Source organism: Bacillus cereus group sp. Bce041 (genome assembly GCF_052646455.1).
The window spans coordinates 279,224-295,804 of record NZ_JBQXON010000001.1; the positions used below are offsets into that span (position 1 = coordinate 279,224).

Genomic DNA, 16,581 nt, shown 5'->3' on the forward strand with positions numbered 1-16,581 from the left:
TTTAAATATAATACATACACAAGTGATATGCACGAAAAAAAAGTGACTTCTTCGTTTCTATGAAGTCACTTTTTTCACTTTATCGATTATGTTGCCTTACTTTCTTATTCAACAATTTTAAAATAGCTCGACGTGTTAAAATCCCCTCAAAATAGCCTTCTTCATTAACAGCGCAAATAAAAGGATGATCAATTGTCATTTCTAAAGCTTTTGCAAATGAATCGTCTAATTTAAGAACAGGTATATCTTCTTTCATCACCTGCTCTACTTTCATATCATCGAGCCTTTCAAACTCAATACGTTCTAATCCTAACATACCATCTAATATCATGGCAGTACTAATCAAACCATGTAGTTTATACATTGGATCTAAGACAGGTATCGCTGAATATCCAGATTTTACAAGAACGAGTAAAGCATGTTCTAAACTATTTCCAATTTGGACATGAGCTACTTTTTCCGATGAAATCATTAAATCCTTCACAAGAATTTGTTGAAATTCGTCTTTCGGAATACTAATCATATTACATCCCCCATTTTCCCTTTTTCCTGCTTATGTTCACAACTCTATTCACATTTTATGACAGCGTTTTCATATTATTATTTTGTCCTAAATTTATTTCAATAAAAATACAATCACACAGCTATTTTAGCATACCGCACAAAAAAAAGACTACCATTCCGGTAGCGCTTAATACCCTTTATTTTTTAATCTGTAAAATAACCTTGTGATTTTTTTATATTGCATCACATCGGTCTGTTTCAAACCATTCTCAATATCTGTAAGTTCCACAGCTAAAATTTCACTTGCGTAATTTTGCTGAAATAAAATATCTAGTAGTAAACTTTCTTCTTCCTTCGTTAAAACAACTTCCCTTTGCATATACCCCTCTCCTTACACTCGCATCGTTACTCTTATTATATAAAAAATTCAACCTATTTAATAGATGTAATATTCAGTTTTTATTAAAAGATATGTAACAATCGTACACATATAAAAAAATCATTTCGTATATCGATTTGCATAGCTAAACGCCGCATAAGCATCCGGCTTAATTTTTGCAGTTAATCCCATCGCTCGAATTTTTTCTGTCATATCTAAAATAAATTCTTTTGTTAAGCCATCATTCCCAATGTCTAAATGAATTTCCATTATGAATCCAGCCCCATCTTGAGCATAAGGATGCAATAACTCCCATATTGTTTGTATATGAGTAGGCGTAAATAGACATGCGATTTCTTGACTAAACTGCGTTTCTAAATATATTTTCTCACGTAAGGTCGCTGGCTTATCTTTTACTGATCTATGGTGTAAACAACCCCAGGCACCTTTTCCAACACGATGAATATGGATTGCTGTAATAAACCTCGTATCCTTTTGATGCGCTTGCGAGTCTGTCCCAATGGATAATCGATACAAATTTCGCGGATCCTTTTCAATGAAACTACAAATACGGTTAAAGACCATATCAAAATTTAAATGTCTCTCTGAAACATTGTAAAATTTATGTGCACCGTCCACAGAGTCACGTCCTTTCAATTAGACAGACTTTTCGTATTCTCATTGTATGGGACAAAAACTAAAATTATAACTTCCTATCCTTTATTCGTTTCAATATTTCGAATTACAAAGTGACAAACTTGGCACGTATAAATTACATTTTGATTAGATTGAGCCGTTAATACATGAATAATCTCAGCAGAACTTTGACAATTAGGACAAATCACAACTGGTAAACGTTCCATACGATAACCTCCTAGTTATATTTCTCCCGCTATTTGCAAAACCCAGCGATAGTGAGAAGTTTAGCTTCACATATTCACCCGGTTGACGGGACTAATTATCCACATGGATAAGCAAACTTGCACGGATTAAATTTTCATTTTAATACCATTGTAGGAAAAATAAAAAACTTCTATACATTATGCTAGAAAGTAATAGAACTAAAAAAGGTACTGCCATGTGGCAGTACCTTTTTTATATGTATCAAGAAATGATATCGTAAATCTCAATTGCAACCATGTCGATATTATCGAATTGATATACTTGAGGTTTTTCACCTTGTTGATACACTTCTAACTCATACATTTCACTTTTATCGAAAAATTTCACGCTACATTTGCGCTCACCGTTCACTTCAAAATAGCGTTGTGCTACTTCACCGCTTTCAGCTTGTTCTTGTAGACTAACAAGTCGAGTTAAAATTCCTTGGAGTAGAGACATGAAATCTCTCCTTTCTCTGATCTTCCTACCAATAGGTTTTACAGCTATACTCATTCTATCCGTCATAACAGAAAAAATGTTCCACACTCTAGGATAAAGGTTATTGGCCAGAAACTCAACTAAAAATTTGTCGAAATGCGAAGGAAAAAACAGAAAGAACATATTTCTCCTTCATTATTGCGGTTTTTATACTGGAAGAATATAATAAAAAACAGAAAAAAAGGAGGAATTACAATGAAAAAAATTGAGGTTTATACACAACCCGATTGTCCGCCATGTGTTATTGTAAAAGAATTTTTGAAGCATAATAACGTTGCATATGAAGAATTTGACGTAAAAAAAGACGCTGCTGCTCGCAATCGTCTTTTATACGACTATGATTCTTATTCAACTCCAACAGTCGTAATTGATGGCGAAGTAGTTGCAGGTTTTCAAATTGAAAAGTTACAACAACTACTCAATATAGAATAGGAATAGGTAAATACCTATTCCTATTCTTATCCCGCTATTTGTAGGTAGTAAAACTCCCACCCACTGATTAAAAGTTTCACTTTATAATTGTTGCAACCTTTTTATTTCAGTTAAAAGTTCCTGACTTTCATGATATCCTGCTAACTTCCATTTATCTTGATCCCTTTTCAATGTTACAATTTGATATTGTCCACTTTTTGTCCGCTCATATACATATAAATTTTTATGTTCTTCATCATACGACATTTTCGTTTCTGAATTAAAAGAAAACGGCGCTTCTTTTGCCGGAAGTAAATATTCACCACTTTGTTTATCACTTCTGCTATTTTCATCTGTAAATACTTGAAGGAAATTATCTGTAAAATACGGTGATAACGTCTCTATCATCTTATTCATCGGCAAATGCTTCCCACGAATTGAAAACTGGGTTTCATAGCCTTTTTGTATCGTTGTAAATACTTCTTTCCGATCGACTTCCACTTCCTCTTTTCCTAAAACAGTCGTAACACTATAACCAACTAGAAAGGCAACACATACAAATAGAACAAGCCATATTCCATATTTCCTCATTTTTTCACCTTCCTTTTAAAAGAACTTGTCTTTGTAGTATTCATTGTAACAATGATTATGCAAAGAAAGGACAGATTTCGTTCGTAAAATCTTTACAACGATAGACAGCATTTTCATCACCATTTTCACTATTACCAATTTATGATAAAAACAAACAAAAAATGCACGAATCTCTTCGTGCATTAAAATAAAACATCTTCTTCATATAAATATTCATAAGATAAATCTATAAATAAAAAGTTGTCATCATCAATCGGGAAAGAAAATGTTCGTACCATTTCTCCCGTTTCAATATCTGCATATAAATCTGAAAGCCTCGCCTTATTCTCAAAACGCATTTTCATTATATTCTCGAGAAAATACGGGCGCCAGCTCCAGTTCTTCATATAATAATCCGGCATCACAATCCATTCTCCATCTTTTTTCATAACATTTCCTGATTGTTGGAAACCATCTTCATTACAAATAAATATACGAAAACTACACTGTGATACACTTTGACTAAATTGTAATAACCAATCATTTATATCTTCATTCTTTTTTTGTTTTGATAAAACATCGCCAATGCGATCGCGTAACATCTCTGTTAAATTATAAATTTTTTGTAACTTCTTCTTTTCATGCTGAATAAACTGATGACATTCATTACCTAGTCGCTCTTTCAAAACATTCGTTTCAATAAAATCAGGTAAACATTCTTTTAAATAATTACCTTGATAATATCTTCCGCCGTTCTTCCAAGCATATTGCAGTTGATAAAAAGCATCTATTTCTTCATATAATAAAGTTGCACCAATTCTTCTAGCAAGTAATGATAAAGAATATAAAATATCTTGATAAGATTGTAAAAGTGCTGTTTGCCTTAAGTTTGTTAAATCTACTTTTAAAATATCAGGTGCTAACACGCTAATACGCTCTAAATTACTTGTACCCGTTCCGACTTTATTAATCGAAATTTGAATACCATATGTACGATAATACATAAGCAAATGATTAAATTGCTCTATATCTTCTTTACATTCATGCTCTGTAATCTCTAAAACAATTTGTTTTAAATTTAAACCTTGTTCTTCATACCTCAATAAAAGTTGAAGCAAGCTTTCATCATCATCATTCATTAATACATTAGCATTCCGATGTATAAATAATAATAATTTTTGATCGCTTTCTAAATAACGATTTAAAGCTTTTTCTACTATAATATTATCCGCTTCCAGTTGAAATTCACTTGGAATCGAATCATCGTGAAAGAAAGAAGCTAAACTTTGTATGCCCTCTTCTGTTTGAATACGTCCTACTACTTCATATCCAATTACAGTATGCTCATCAGCACTAAAAATAGCTTGATAATAAGGAAGGACTTTATCCAAGTTACTCATTACATCTAATGCATCTATCAACGTGCTTCCCTCCCTTTACTTTTCAAAAATTATAACATGATATTTACGGAAAAATAATAAAAAATCCCTTCAGTTTTCCTGAAGGGATTAGAGGGGTAAAATGCTAAGGGGAATTAGCAATTCTACTATGAAGAAAAAAGAGGTCTTAAATATAACGTATATATGACCTCTTGTAAACACTTTTCTTTCATATGTCACAATTCCGTCACATTTAACCGTAAAAAAATGAATCAAACATTCATTTTTTTATCCCTTTTAAAATGGATATTGATGTAAATGTTGTCCTCCATCCATTGTCATGCAAGTTCCATTTATGTACGCAGCTTCATCTGAGCATAAATAATAAGCTAAACCAGCGATTTCTTCTGGCGTACCCAGCCTTCCAAGCGGAACACTTTGTATCGTACGCTTAGCCATTTCTTCTGAAATCCATAATTTATCAGCACCGCCCGTACGTTCAATTGGTCCTGGAGCGATAGCGTTAACTCGTATTCCATATTTACGTCCCCACTCAACAGCGAGCGTCTTCGTCATCGCTAATACTCCTGCCTTCGCTGCAGCCGAATGAATAACTCCTGGACCTGCATCCCATGCATATGTTGCTACCATGTTAATGATATTCCCTTTTATACCTTTTTCAATCCAATATTTTCCGACAGCATGGCTACAGTAAAATGTACCGTTTAATACAATATTAATGACCGAATTCCAGCCATTCACGGATAAATCTTCTGCTGGACAAATAAAGTTTCCAGCTGCATTATTTATTAAAACATCAATTCGACCAAACTTCTCATCAATCTGTTCAATCATTTTCTGAATGTCATCCGTATTTCTTACATCCATTTGTACAGGTAATACTTGCCCTGGAAATTGTTCAATTTCCAACTTTGTTTCCTCTAGTTTTTCTTTTGTACGTCCTGTAATAACAACTCGTGCCCCTTCTTTTGCAAAGCGAGTCGCCATTCCTTTTCCCATTCCACTCGATCCACCTGTTATAATAACTACCTTTTCTTTCACATACATCCCCTCCAAAAAATGAATACACATTCATTTTATCACTTTATTTAATAGAAATCTTTATATTTTTAAACTTTTCTGATATTTTAATGTAAAGAACTTTCTTTTTATTCATTTTTTTCGTAATCTATACTAATTTTTTATTATGTAAAGTATATTTTTAAATAAACTGAAAGGAGATTTGAGTAGCCTGTAAATGGAATAAAAACATTGAGGAATACTCATATTTTTATGACGCACATTACAAGAAGAAATTTTTTAAAAATTGGTATGCGTACTTGTCTCTATTCATTTATAACCAGTGGCATCGGATACTACTATGCTAAATATATAGAACCCCATTTCATTTCTTTTACACAGCACACATTAAAATCACAACTCATCCCAAAAAGTTTTCATGGTATGAAAATTCTTCAATTCAGCGATTTACATCTCGGATACTATTTCTCGCTTCAACATTTATCTCAAGTTGTTTCTAAAATTAATGCTGTAAATCCAGATATTGTCCTTTTTACCGGAGATCTCATTGATAATTATCAAACGTATACTGACACTCCTTTTGTCGCATCCATTTTAAAAAATATACAAGCCCCCTTCGGTAAATTCGCTATTTATGGTAACCATGATCACGGTGGATATGGAACTGAATACTATGAGCACATCATGCGTGAATCAGGATTTGAACTATTGCTAAATAGTGAAAAAAGAATTCGTCTAATGGATAATAGTGAAATTTCTATTTTCGGTCTCGATGATATACTACTAGGCAAACCAAAAATAGAGAAAACATTACAACATGCACGGCAAAATACTTATAACATCGTTCTTGTTCACGAGCCAGATATCGCGCCGCAAATTTCCAAATATCCAATCAACTTGCAACTTTCTGGTCATAGCCATGGCGGACAAGTACAAATTCCTTTTTTAGGGGCTATTATTACACCATCACTCGCCAAAGACTATATTGAAGGCTTCTATACGATGCAAGATTTAACTCTCTATGTCAATCGAGGTCTTGGAAGAACACGTGTCCCATTTCGTTTCATGTCAAAACCTGAAATCACAATTTTCACACTCCAACATTCGTAATAATTCGCCTATTTTCTTACATATCCTTTCTTGTACGCGCTCATCCATGTTTCGTTTACCATATGATAAAAGTGAGTCCAATAAAGGAGGTATGTTCATGTATCCATATTATCAACCAATTCCAGTCCGTTCAGCACCTATTGGTCCAGTAGGCGACTCACGCTTCTTCCCGTTTTTTGGCGTTCCCTTTCTAGCTGGAATTGCTGGTGGATTGCTCGGCGGAGCATTAGCTTTCGGCCCTCGACCATTTTATCCACCTTATCCACCACCTTTCCCGCCGCCAGCACCTTATCCTTGTTACGGTGGACCGTGTCAGCAACCCTACTATTACTAGGTTAAAGTAACGATTCTTTCAAATATTATTCTCTCAACGAGCCATCTCATTACACGCTTATAATAAAACTATTGTTTCTACTCATCCTTCTATTTTTGGAGCATATGAGTAGAAAAAAGTAAAAACCTCTTATGGACATAAGAGGTTTTTACTTTTTTTCATTATTCAGCGTCTGTATTTTGATACGCCATCTTAAACAACTTCACTTGGCTATCAATTTCTTCTGTACTACCATTAATAACATAATAGTAATCACCATCTTTATTTTGTTCACGTGTTTTCACATTATCAGCTAATGTAAGCTGTAAAATCGCCTTAATTCGTGCCTTCATTTCAATATCTAATATCGGGAAAGATATTTCCACTCGCTTCTCCATATTTCGCGTCATCAAATCAGCTGAAGATAAATATATTTTCTCCTCCCCATTATGATGGAAATAATAAATACGGCTATGTTCTAAATATCTTCCAACAACACTAACTACACGAATATTTTCACTTACATTTGGAATACCAGGTCGTAGGCAACATGTTCCTCGAACAATGAGCTCTACCTTTACTCCAGCTTGTGATGCTTCGTACATTTTTTTTATTAACGGTTTATCTGTTAATGAATTCATCTTAGCGATAATATATCCATTTCCATATTGCCTATGATAACGGATTTCTTCATCTATTAAATCCATAAATTGCTCTCTTATATCAAATGGAGCAACCGATAAATGATGAAAATGTGGCTTTGTTGTATAACCACTTAAATAATTAAAGAAATTGGTTGCATCGACCCCAAAATCTTTTCTTGATGTAATATATCCAAAATCAGTATATAACTTCGCTGTTGCATCATTATAGTTCCCAGTTCCGAGATGTACGAACCTTTCGATTTTTCCGTTTTTTCTCCTTGCAACTAGCGTAATTTTACTATGTGTTTTCAAGTGACTGACACCGTAAATAACATGACAGCCTGCCTGTTCCAATTCTTTAGCCCAGTGAACATTGTTTTCTTCATCAAACCTTGCCTTTAATTCAACTAATACCGTCACTTGTTTTCCCTTTTCAGCCGCTATCTTTAACGCCTGAATAATCGGTGAATCACCACTTACACGATATAACGTTTGTTTAATCGCAAGTACATTCGGATCGTCTGCCGCATCACGGACAAAATCAACTACCGGCTGAAATGATTCAAAAGGATGATGTAATAAAATATCATGCTCAATTGCTTTTTCAAATACATCTTCTTCATCACCTAAATCTTGAGGCGGTTGCGGAATAAGAGCTGGATATACAAGATGTTCATATAAAGGAGCTAGTTTTTTATATAAAGAAAACAAACATGTTAAATCTAATGGGCCATCCATTATATATACATCTTCATCTTTTACTTCCAGAACCTCATATAATAACGCTAATACTCTTTCATCAATGTGTTCTTTCCCAACTTCTAAACGTACAGCAGCCCCCCACTTACGCTTTTTTAATTCTTTTTCAATTACCTTTAATAAATCTCTCGCACCTTCTTCATGAATCGTTAAATCTGCATTGCGTGTAATACGGAAACGAGTAACAGATGATACTGTATATCCCGTAAATAATTTATGAGTAAAGCTACTAATTACGTCTTCTAATAAAATAAATTTATGCTTTTGCCCTTCACTCGGTAAAATTATGAAGCGCTCAAGTAATGAAGGAACTTGTACAATCCCTAACTTCGTCCTGTTTTCTTCTTCCGCTTGCTTCTCATCATATAAAAGAGTAGCCAAATTCAAACTTTTGTTTAATAACATTGGAAATGGGCGATATGCATCAATAGCTACAGGAGTTAACACCGGAAAAATTTGCTCGTCAAAATACTCTTCTATAAATTCTCGCTGCTCTTTCGTCAAATCATTGAATGTTAAACGTTCAATTCCCTCTAACTCAAGCGCTGGTAATACATAATTTTTAAATGTATCATATTGTACTGTCATTAGTGCATGGGCTTTTATCGCAATTTTATTTAATTGCTTTTTCGGTGTTAAGCCAGCTTTATTTTCTGGTTGATTAAATCCAGCACTCACTTGATCCTTTAATCCCGCTACACGTACCATAAAAAATTCATCTAAATTCGAACTAAAAATACTAATAAATTTCAATCTTTCCAAAAGTGGATTATTTGCATCTTGCGCTTCTTGTAAGACACGTTCATTAAATGCTAACCAACTTAACTCTCGATTATTGTAATAAGCTGTATCATTTAAATTTACTGCATTCCCCTTCAATAATTCCATTCTCTTCACACTTCCCCTTGAAACTTTTTTACTATAATTTAGTTAATTTCATTTTATCAAATTACAATATTACAAAGTGTAAATTTTTCGTAAAGACATCCGTACAACCCTAATGTTTTAGTTCAAATAATAAATTAATATTCGTTTTTAATACTCTTTCTAACTGTTTTTTTTGTTTTTCAGCTTGTACTTTTTCTGCTAATGCCGATTGTTCACATAAAACTTTAAACGTTAATCCCTCTTCGCTTTCTGTTATAGATATGGTATCAATAAGCGATCGTTGCCTTACATTTAAAGTAGCTGAAAATTGTAAAACAGCTCCTAACAGGCGGATTTTTTTTTGTTCGCTTTTATCAAACCAACCTTCAAATGGAGATAAATGTTGTTTAAATAACATTTTTGATTTATACGATGCAATAAGCGCTAGCCTTACTCGATCTTTATGCATCATGCCATCAATTGTCTTATTCGCTAATAAATAAAACGTATGTAAACGGCTCGCTTCTTCGTCTATATATTTGCCTATATTAAATACTTTCGCAGCTTGATGGAACACTTCCCAGTCTTTTACTGACATAGAAATAAGCCCTATTTCCTCAAGTTGTTTGCAAATTAGTCTTCCATGTTTAATAAGTTGAATAACAAATTCCATGTCCATTTCGTATTCATGTGATAGTAAATGCAAACTTTCTTCAACTACGTTCGGATAATATGAAATCCCCAAATCTTTTGTCAACTCTTCATAGAAAACACCTTCTCTTAACCCTTTTCTACTTAATACAAATGCCGGTGCCTCTATAACATGAACAAGTGTATGAAATACTTCAACCGCTGGAATAATCGTATCTGCTCGATCTTTTGCTAATCCTTCCAATTTCTGAAGTTCTATGAACGACAATTTTTCCAATTCCTCTTTTACACTTTCAACATCTTCTTCTTTCATCTTGTATAAATGTAATCCTGCTATAGGATAACATATTAAATTTTGATGGATTTTTACTAAGTTCCTAGCACTACCACCAATTGCAATAAGAGGCAATTTCTTATTGATTAACCATGGTAACGTTCGAAATTGAAACTCTAAATACTGTTGCATTCCCTCTAACTCATCTTTAGTAGGAATATCACCTTTAATAAATTGTTGCTTTAAAGAAAGTGCCCCAAAAGGAAAACTATGGTACTCTAAAATCTCTCTATTTCTAAAGTATGTAACTTCCGTACTTCCCCCACCAATATCTACCGTTATTCCTTCTGAAAACGATGTAGAATTCATAACCGCCAGGTATCCGTAACGCGCTTCCTCATACTCTGATAATACTCTAAGAGTAAAGTCCGTTTGTCCTTCAACAAGCTTTTTAATTTCCTCTTGATTCTCCGACTGTCTAATTGTTGCTGTTGCAACACAAAGTACATGATGCAACTGATGGAATCTTGTACTTTCTTGAAATTGAAATAATGTCTGTAATAATACTTCTATTCCCTCTTCATTCAATACACCATCAATTAAGTAATTCCTTAACCTAGCAACAACTTTCGTATTTTCAATCTCTTTATAAAAACCTCCATTTTGCTTTTCATAAATAACTAAACGCATTGTATTAGATCCAATATCTATAATGGCATACTGTTGTTTTAATATTTCTTTCAAACTTCTCACTCTTTCATTATCAAATTTCAAAAACATATTCTATTACTATTATACAAAATAGTTGTTTTTTGTAACAATATTGCTTTAATATTGAAAATATATACAATCACTTTTTGCGTATAATAAATACCTATTTTATTTATGGTATAATAATGAAAAATTGAAAGGAGATTCAATATGAAACCTTCACAACCACAATCTCAATTACAAAACCAACATTCTATTAATCGACTAGCTCAATCTATTTTCGTTGTGAATCGTCATGCTAAAGCAGCTACTAATCCTAAATATTTATACTGGTTAAAAAAGACAGCTTTAGAACGTTTGATTGCTGAAAAAAAAGCAATTAAAGAAGGATTGCATTTTTCTAGAAACCCACGTTTTAGCCAACAACAATCTGATGTCCTTATACGTTTAGGCGATTATTTTTTCCACATCCCTCCTACGAAAGAAGATTTTCGAATTCTACCGCATCTTGGTCATCTTGAATCCTCCTATCGAAATCCGAAAACAACCTTATCTTTAACAGTAGCAAAAAAAACACTTCAAGATTATATTGGTCCTGAAGCATTAAAACAAGAAAAAAAATTAAGTGAGCCTGTTCCATGGTATAGTCGTACTTATACAAAAAAATAAAACAGTTTGGCCAAGTGTAGGCCAAACTGTTTTATTTTTTCTCTTCTTTAATTTTAATATTTGCTTGTTTATAAAAAGCTACTTTTTCTGTATTATAAGACTTTGTAAATTCATTAAATTTATCTTTTTCTGACTCAATATCCTTATAAGATTGATTTACTACTTTTACTTTTTCACTAATATCTTTTAATTTAGTACCTTTATCTTGTAACATTGTATATAACTCTTTTTCTTGTTTTAAAGATTTGTTATAGCTGTCATACATTTTATTAAATGAATCGTGGCGTTTCTCATACGTGCTTTTCACTTTATCAGCTTGATCTTTCAATTTCTTATCTTCAATTTTCTTCACATACTTATCAGCTGACTTCACTTCTTCTTGCGCTTTATTTAAAACTTCTTTTTCTTTTGTAAGCACTTTTTCTCGTTCAGTTGTATTTTTCACTGCTTGATTCAGTTTTTCTTTAACAGTTTGATTATTATCTTTTCCTTCTTGAACAATCTGGTTATATAATTCTTGTCCTTCTTTCTCTAAAGTCTCAAGTTTTTTTGCATCTTCAAACATTGTTTTTTCTTGTTTAGCAGCGTTTTCAAACGCTACATATAATTCTTCTTCTGGTTTCGGACCGAAACAACCGGCTAATAAAATCATTGATAATGTAGTTACAATTGCTAATTTACTATATTTCAACATCTCTTCCTCCTACTTATAAACGACCATCGTGTAATATAAAAAAGTTATAAAATATGTAATTGTTCTATACACTCGCATCTTTTTTACGAAGATCATTAATATTGTTTGTACAAATTATTACTTGATATTACATTATTCTTTTTGAATTATTTAGCAATTCCATATCCATCTTTAAGTATACTACTTCGTGTTTTTTAAGGCCTGTTCACACTATGTATTACTTTAATATCCACGGAATTTCACCTCAGTCTTAATAAGACTATAATAGTTCACCTGATAAAAGGTGATCGCTCCGCTCTCACGTCTATCATTCCCTTTCCAGCTTTCTATCAATTAATCTCTTTGTTCATTTTACACAGTACAATCGATATCTCGCAACAACTTACAAATATTCTTTTCATTTCCTAAAAAGGAAAAGTGTAGAGCTTGCTTTCCTCTACACTTTTAAAATAAAACACACTGTGCAAATTGCATTGGCACTACCATCATAATTATATGCTTATTTCATATATTTTTAAAGACTTTTATTACAAACGTGGCGTTTTTTGTAATAAAAGTCAAAAAAATGTTACAAATAAAACATCTTCCTATCATATATCTTCAAATCAAAGCTTCACTCATTTTCTTGCAAATTTCTATACTGGTACAATTGATTTTGCGACTTTCTCAACAGTTCTTCAAACGTTTTTCCTTCTACTGGATAGCTAGCTGCTCCAAATAAAAGAGTGACACTGAGTAAATCACCTTCTATTTCACTTTCAATATTTTTCATTAATCGTTTTGTTATTGTTGATGTTTCATGACCATTATCAATTGCTACAATAACGTACTTATTTTCATCCCACTTTGTAACAACATCGCCCTTCCGAATTGTCTTTACAATGGTACTCTCTAATTTTTGTACTAACACTCCCAACTTTTTTTCTTGCAACGTGTCTTTTAACCCTTCCCATTCTTTTACAGAAAGAATGTACACTGTAATATTACGAGAATCTCTTTCAGATAAAGCAGCTACTTTCCCAAAAAAATCAACAACAAAATCATTGCTTGCCATTCCTCCTACTTCCATACCCATACGCTCGTTTGTTCTTTTATCGTACCAATGTCCAAAATAATAACTTAGTATCATTTGCAATATATAAATAATAAAGACGGTATAAAATGATCGTGAATCCAGTTTTGCAATTACATCCTGAAGTGCAATCCATTCTGTAACTGCCACAGTATTGCCAAGCAATAATCCACTAATTTTTCCTTTATGTTTCATACTTTTCCCCCTTTTATACCAATATATGTTTCTATATCAATAATGTTTTTCTACAAAATAAAAAATGTACATATGCAATGTACATTTCTGCTTAAGCTTGTATACCTTTTCTACTCTATTTCATATATATAATATATAACTTTTATAGAAAGGAGTAATCTATATGCTACAAAAAGAGAATCTATCAGATGCTATGCGTTTGCTAGCTGGTTTTCTATTATCATTAAAATTATTATTTACCTCTTTCGGGATACACTTTATTACAAACGATCAAATCGACGCTATTGTTAATGTTGTTTCATTTTTATTTATTCTATACTTTGGCTACAAAAATAACTATGTAGGAAAAAAAGGAATGGAGCAAAAGAAAATACTCAAAAAACACAACCTTCACTAAAAAAGGAACCTTTTGTACAGGTTCCTTTTTATCATTGACGCACAACAACTTCATTTGTTTGCAGTGGGCCATATGATATCTCTTTATCTTGAAATGTATATGTAGCCTGAAAGAATGTTTGTTTAAGAGCTTTATCTTTATTAGCTTTTATTTTACAACGTAGTTCCACCTTCTCATTCGGTAACAAATCATCAATTCGCCATCTAACAAGCTGGAATAAAAACTCACTTATCCCCTTATCAACTTTTAAAGAATTAGGAATATAAGCAAAGTAATCTCGAATCATATGACTTACAACAACTCTCGAAATCATTTCTACCCCTTTATTTTCCACTTCAATTCTCATAATAAGTATGTCGTTTACATCGTAGGTCAATTCATACGAAAATTGTTCTGTATACATACTACCAATTTGTAATGTAACGGCTACTTGAGGAAATTCGTTTTCCTTTTTCGATCCGTCAATCCACAATACTGGTTGTAGCGGTATTGAATACTTTCCTGTATCCGAAATTCGTCCCCATATTTTCATAATATATATTCACCTCATTTCAGATGTAACATACACACAATGAATTCCCCAAATTCCTAAAGCTTGCTACAAGCAATGTTTAATATTTCTCTTCCTTTTATCCTATTCGACAATATGAAGAAAAAACCATTTTTCATCTATTAACAGAAGGTGTTCTTTATGAAATTTTTTTACAATTTACTTCATTCCCTTCATAGCAATATTCGTATGGCTCACTCGTTCTCTACTCATACGAAAGAATATTTTGACGGAAGAAAAAATTTGCCTTATAGTCAAATTTGACTATAATATTCTTTATGGCATATAAGTGCACTTATGGAAAAGAAATTAACATCAACTATACATTTAAATTTTTTATCCACTGCACTCAAAATTTAATATAGTTTACTTATTTCTAAAGGAGGGTTATATTTGGAAACTCAACCATTAAAAAAAGAAGCCAACAAGACAAAATTTGTTGTTGCTGGTTTACTGCTTGGTATATTAATGGCCGCAATGGATAATACAATCGTTGCAACCGCAATGGCAACAATCGTTGGAGACCTGGGAGGATTTGATAAGTTTGTTTGGGTCACATCAGCTTATATGGTAGCAACAATGGCAGGGATGCCTATCTTCGGGAAACTTTCTGATATGTACGGGCGGAAACGTTTTTATATTGGTGGCCTCATTCTTTTCTTATTCGGTTCTGCGCTCTGCGGAACAGCTTCAAGCATTGAGCAATTAAGTATTTATAGAGCTATTCAAGGGATCGGTGGTGGTGCCCTTATGCCTATCGCCTTCACAATTATGTACGATATCTTCCCACCAGAAAAACGCGGGAAGATGACAGGACTATTCGGTGCTGTTTTCGGGACATCTAGTGTATTCGGTCCTTTATTAGGTGCTTATATTACAGACTATATAAGTTGGCATTGGGTCTTCTATATCAATATTCCATTAGGACTTATCTCCTTTTTCTTCATTACTAAATACTACAGTGAGTCTCTAGAATTTAGAAAACAAAAAATTGATTGGGCTGGTGCTATTACACTTGTCATAAGTATCGTTTGCTTAATGTTCGTATTAGAACTTGGTGGTAAGGAATATGCCTGGAATTCTACTGTAATTATTGGCTTATTTACAACAGTAGTTATTACGCTTATTATTTTCTTCTTTGTAGAACGAAAAGCAACCGAGCCTATTATTTCATTCCATCTATTTAAAAAACCTTTATTCGCAGCTAGTCAAGGAGTTGCCTTTTTCTATGGTGCCGCTTTCATTATCTGTACAGTTTATATTCCAATCTTCATTCAAGGCGTCCTTGGAGGTTCCGCCTCTAATGCTGGATTAATTTTAACACCAATGATGGTTGGTTCTGTAATTGGAAGTCAAACGGGAGGACAATTAGCTTCTCGAACAAGCTATCGTAACATTATGATGGTATCTGGTGTCTTCTTCGTTCTTGGTATTTATTTATTAAGTACTTTAACAATGGACACACCTCGTTTACTCGTAACACTATTTATGATTCTCGCTGGGCTTGGTGTTGGTTTCTCATTCTCAGTATTAAGTATGTCTTCTATTCACAAGTTGGAAATGCGGGACCGTGGTTCGGCGACATCAACAAACTCATTCTTCCGATCACTCGGTATGACTCTTGGTGTAACGATTTTTGGTACAATTCAAAATCATATTTTTACAGATAAACTAAACTCTGTATTCCCCCCTGAACTAGCAAAATTAGCTCCAAAAGGCGGAGACACAAGTTTCTTATTATCACCAGGCGCTACCGCAAAAATTCCTGCTGAAATATTAGCGGGTATTAAGGAAGCTCTCGCTACATCTATTGCGAACACATTCTTCTGGGCACTCATCCCGGCTGTACTAAGTATTATTTGTATTTTACTTATGGGAAATGAACGCCTCTTTACAGGCCCTAAAAAGAAAGAAAAACAAAAGCAAGTTAGTTAATATAAAAAAGAAGCGGCATATCCCTTTATGAAAAAGGATATGCCGTTTATAATATGTATAAAGTTTTTATATACAG

Annotated in this window: 19 protein-coding genes; 6 read left to right on the forward strand and 13 right to left on the reverse strand. The window is 33.1% G+C overall.

Going from position 1 to position 16,581, the window contains the following annotated elements:
- Window positions 1-79 precede the first annotated feature (79 nt).
- The 5 genes from cbpB to ACUN13_RS01365 all read right to left on the reverse strand — a co-directional run bounded on the left by cbpB (window position 80) and on the right by ACUN13_RS01365 (window position 2,224).
- The gene (gene cbpB, locus ACUN13_RS01345) at window positions 80-523 is read right to left on the reverse strand and encodes a cyclic-di-AMP-binding protein CbpB (protein ID WP_000623579.1); all 444 of its coding nucleotides are present in this window, start codon (window positions 521-523) and stop codon (window positions 80-82) included.
- A gap of 168 nt (window positions 524-691) precedes the next feature.
- Window positions 692-883, reverse strand: a complete 192-nt coding sequence (abbA, locus tag ACUN13_RS01350; RefSeq protein ID WP_001188692.1) for an antirepressor AbbA — start codon at window positions 881-883, stop codon at window positions 692-694.
- Window positions 884-1,003: 120 nt separating this feature from the next.
- Window positions 1,004-1,522: a ribonuclease H-like YkuK family protein gene (locus ACUN13_RS01355; RefSeq protein ID WP_000348489.1), complete on the reverse strand. Its 519-nt coding sequence runs from the start codon at window positions 1,520-1,522 to the stop codon at window positions 1,004-1,006.
- 74 nt (window positions 1,523-1,596) lie between these two features.
- Window positions 1,597-1,746, reverse strand: coding sequence for a hypothetical protein (locus tag ACUN13_RS01360; protein WP_000440540.1), 150 nt, complete (start codon window positions 1,744-1,746; stop codon window positions 1,597-1,599).
- 241 nt (window positions 1,747-1,987) lie between these two features.
- Window positions 1,988-2,224 (reverse strand): YkuJ family protein, encoded by a 237-nt coding sequence (locus ACUN13_RS01365; protein ID WP_000055151.1) that lies wholly within the window; start codon window positions 2,222-2,224, stop codon window positions 1,988-1,990.
- Between the two features lie 234 nt (window positions 2,225-2,458).
- Here ACUN13_RS01365 and ACUN13_RS01370 point away from each other — a divergent pair, with 234 nt between their 5' ends.
- A complete protein-coding gene (locus tag ACUN13_RS01370) occupies window positions 2,459-2,695 on the forward strand; it encodes a glutaredoxin family protein (RefSeq protein ID WP_000717875.1) in 237 nt (78 codons plus the stop codon).
- An 81-nt stretch (window positions 2,696-2,776) separates the two neighbouring features.
- On the opposite strand, the gene ACUN13_RS01375 is transcribed toward ACUN13_RS01370, so the two are convergent.
- From ACUN13_RS01375 to fadH, 3 genes are all read right to left on the reverse strand, one after another.
- Window positions 2,777-3,265, reverse strand: a complete 489-nt coding sequence (locus ACUN13_RS01375) for a DUF3993 domain-containing protein (protein ID WP_001233804.1) — start codon at window positions 3,263-3,265, stop codon at window positions 2,777-2,779.
- 182 nt (window positions 3,266-3,447) lie between these two features.
- Entirely contained in the window at window positions 3,448-4,665 is a 1,218-nt protein-coding gene (locus ACUN13_RS01380; protein WP_000564306.1) for an EAL domain-containing protein, read from the reverse strand.
- A gap of 255 nt (window positions 4,666-4,920) precedes the next feature.
- Window positions 4,921-5,685 carry a 2,4-dienoyl-CoA reductase gene (gene fadH, locus ACUN13_RS01385; RefSeq protein ID WP_000660913.1) on the reverse strand — a complete coding sequence of 255 codons (765 nt, stop codon included), beginning with the start codon at window positions 5,683-5,685 and terminating at the stop codon, window positions 4,921-4,923.
- 231 nt (window positions 5,686-5,916) lie between these two features.
- Here fadH and ACUN13_RS01390 point away from each other — a divergent pair, with 231 nt between their 5' ends.
- Both ACUN13_RS01390 and ACUN13_RS01395 read left to right on the forward strand, forming a co-directional pair.
- Entirely contained in the window at window positions 5,917-6,774 is an 858-nt protein-coding gene (locus tag ACUN13_RS01390; RefSeq protein WP_002024756.1) for a metallophosphoesterase, read from the forward strand.
- A 97-nt stretch (window positions 6,775-6,871) separates the two neighbouring features.
- Window positions 6,872-7,108, forward strand: a complete 237-nt coding sequence (locus tag ACUN13_RS01395) for a hypothetical protein (RefSeq protein WP_000283738.1) — start codon at window positions 6,872-6,874, stop codon at window positions 7,106-7,108.
- 161 nt (window positions 7,109-7,269) lie between these two features.
- Here the strand turns inward: ACUN13_RS01395 and ACUN13_RS01400 are convergent, their stop codons facing one another.
- The gene (locus ACUN13_RS01400; protein ID WP_445423645.1) at window positions 7,270-9,378 is read right to left on the reverse strand and encodes a polyphosphate kinase; all 2,109 of its coding nucleotides are present in this window, start codon (window positions 9,376-9,378) and stop codon (window positions 7,270-7,272) included.
- Between the two features lie 109 nt (window positions 9,379-9,487).
- The gene (locus ACUN13_RS01405) at window positions 9,488-11,062 is read right to left on the reverse strand and encodes a Ppx/GppA family phosphatase (protein WP_002198132.1); all 1,575 of its coding nucleotides are present in this window, start codon (window positions 11,060-11,062) and stop codon (window positions 9,488-9,490) included.
- A gap of 141 nt (window positions 11,063-11,203) precedes the next feature.
- On the opposite strand from ACUN13_RS01405, the gene ACUN13_RS01410 reads away from it, so the two are divergent.
- The gene (locus ACUN13_RS01410; RefSeq protein WP_000804864.1) at window positions 11,204-11,662 is read left to right on the forward strand and encodes a YkyB family protein; all 459 of its coding nucleotides are present in this window, start codon (window positions 11,204-11,206) and stop codon (window positions 11,660-11,662) included.
- A gap of 31 nt (window positions 11,663-11,693) precedes the next feature.
- On the opposite strand, the gene ACUN13_RS01415 is transcribed toward ACUN13_RS01410, so the two are convergent.
- Both ACUN13_RS01415 and ACUN13_RS01420 read right to left on the reverse strand, forming a co-directional pair.
- Window positions 11,694-12,356, reverse strand: a complete 663-nt coding sequence (locus tag ACUN13_RS01415; protein ID WP_000922498.1) for a YkyA family protein — start codon at window positions 12,354-12,356, stop codon at window positions 11,694-11,696.
- A gap of 613 nt (window positions 12,357-12,969) precedes the next feature.
- Entirely contained in the window at window positions 12,970-13,623 is a 654-nt protein-coding gene (locus ACUN13_RS01420) for a diguanylate cyclase domain-containing protein (RefSeq protein ID WP_000680820.1), read from the reverse strand.
- A gap of 163 nt (window positions 13,624-13,786) precedes the next feature.
- On the opposite strand from ACUN13_RS01420, the gene ACUN13_RS01425 reads away from it, so the two are divergent.
- On the forward strand, window positions 13,787-14,020 hold the full coding sequence (locus ACUN13_RS01425; protein ID WP_000939448.1) for an SPP1 phage holin family protein: 234 nt from the start codon (window positions 13,787-13,789) through the stop codon (window positions 14,018-14,020).
- Window positions 14,021-14,051: 31 nt separating this feature from the next.
- Here the strand turns inward: ACUN13_RS01425 and ACUN13_RS01430 are convergent, their stop codons facing one another.
- On the reverse strand, window positions 14,052-14,552 hold the full coding sequence (locus ACUN13_RS01430) for a hypothetical protein (RefSeq protein WP_000708120.1): 501 nt from the start codon (window positions 14,550-14,552) through the stop codon (window positions 14,052-14,054).
- A 411-nt stretch (window positions 14,553-14,963) separates the two neighbouring features.
- Here ACUN13_RS01430 and ACUN13_RS01435 point away from each other — a divergent pair, with 411 nt between their 5' ends.
- On the forward strand, window positions 14,964-16,505 hold the full coding sequence (locus tag ACUN13_RS01435) for an MDR family MFS transporter (RefSeq protein ID WP_025688000.1): 1,542 nt from the start codon (window positions 14,964-14,966) through the stop codon (window positions 16,503-16,505).
- The last annotated feature ends 76 nt before the right edge of the window (window positions 16,506-16,581 follow it).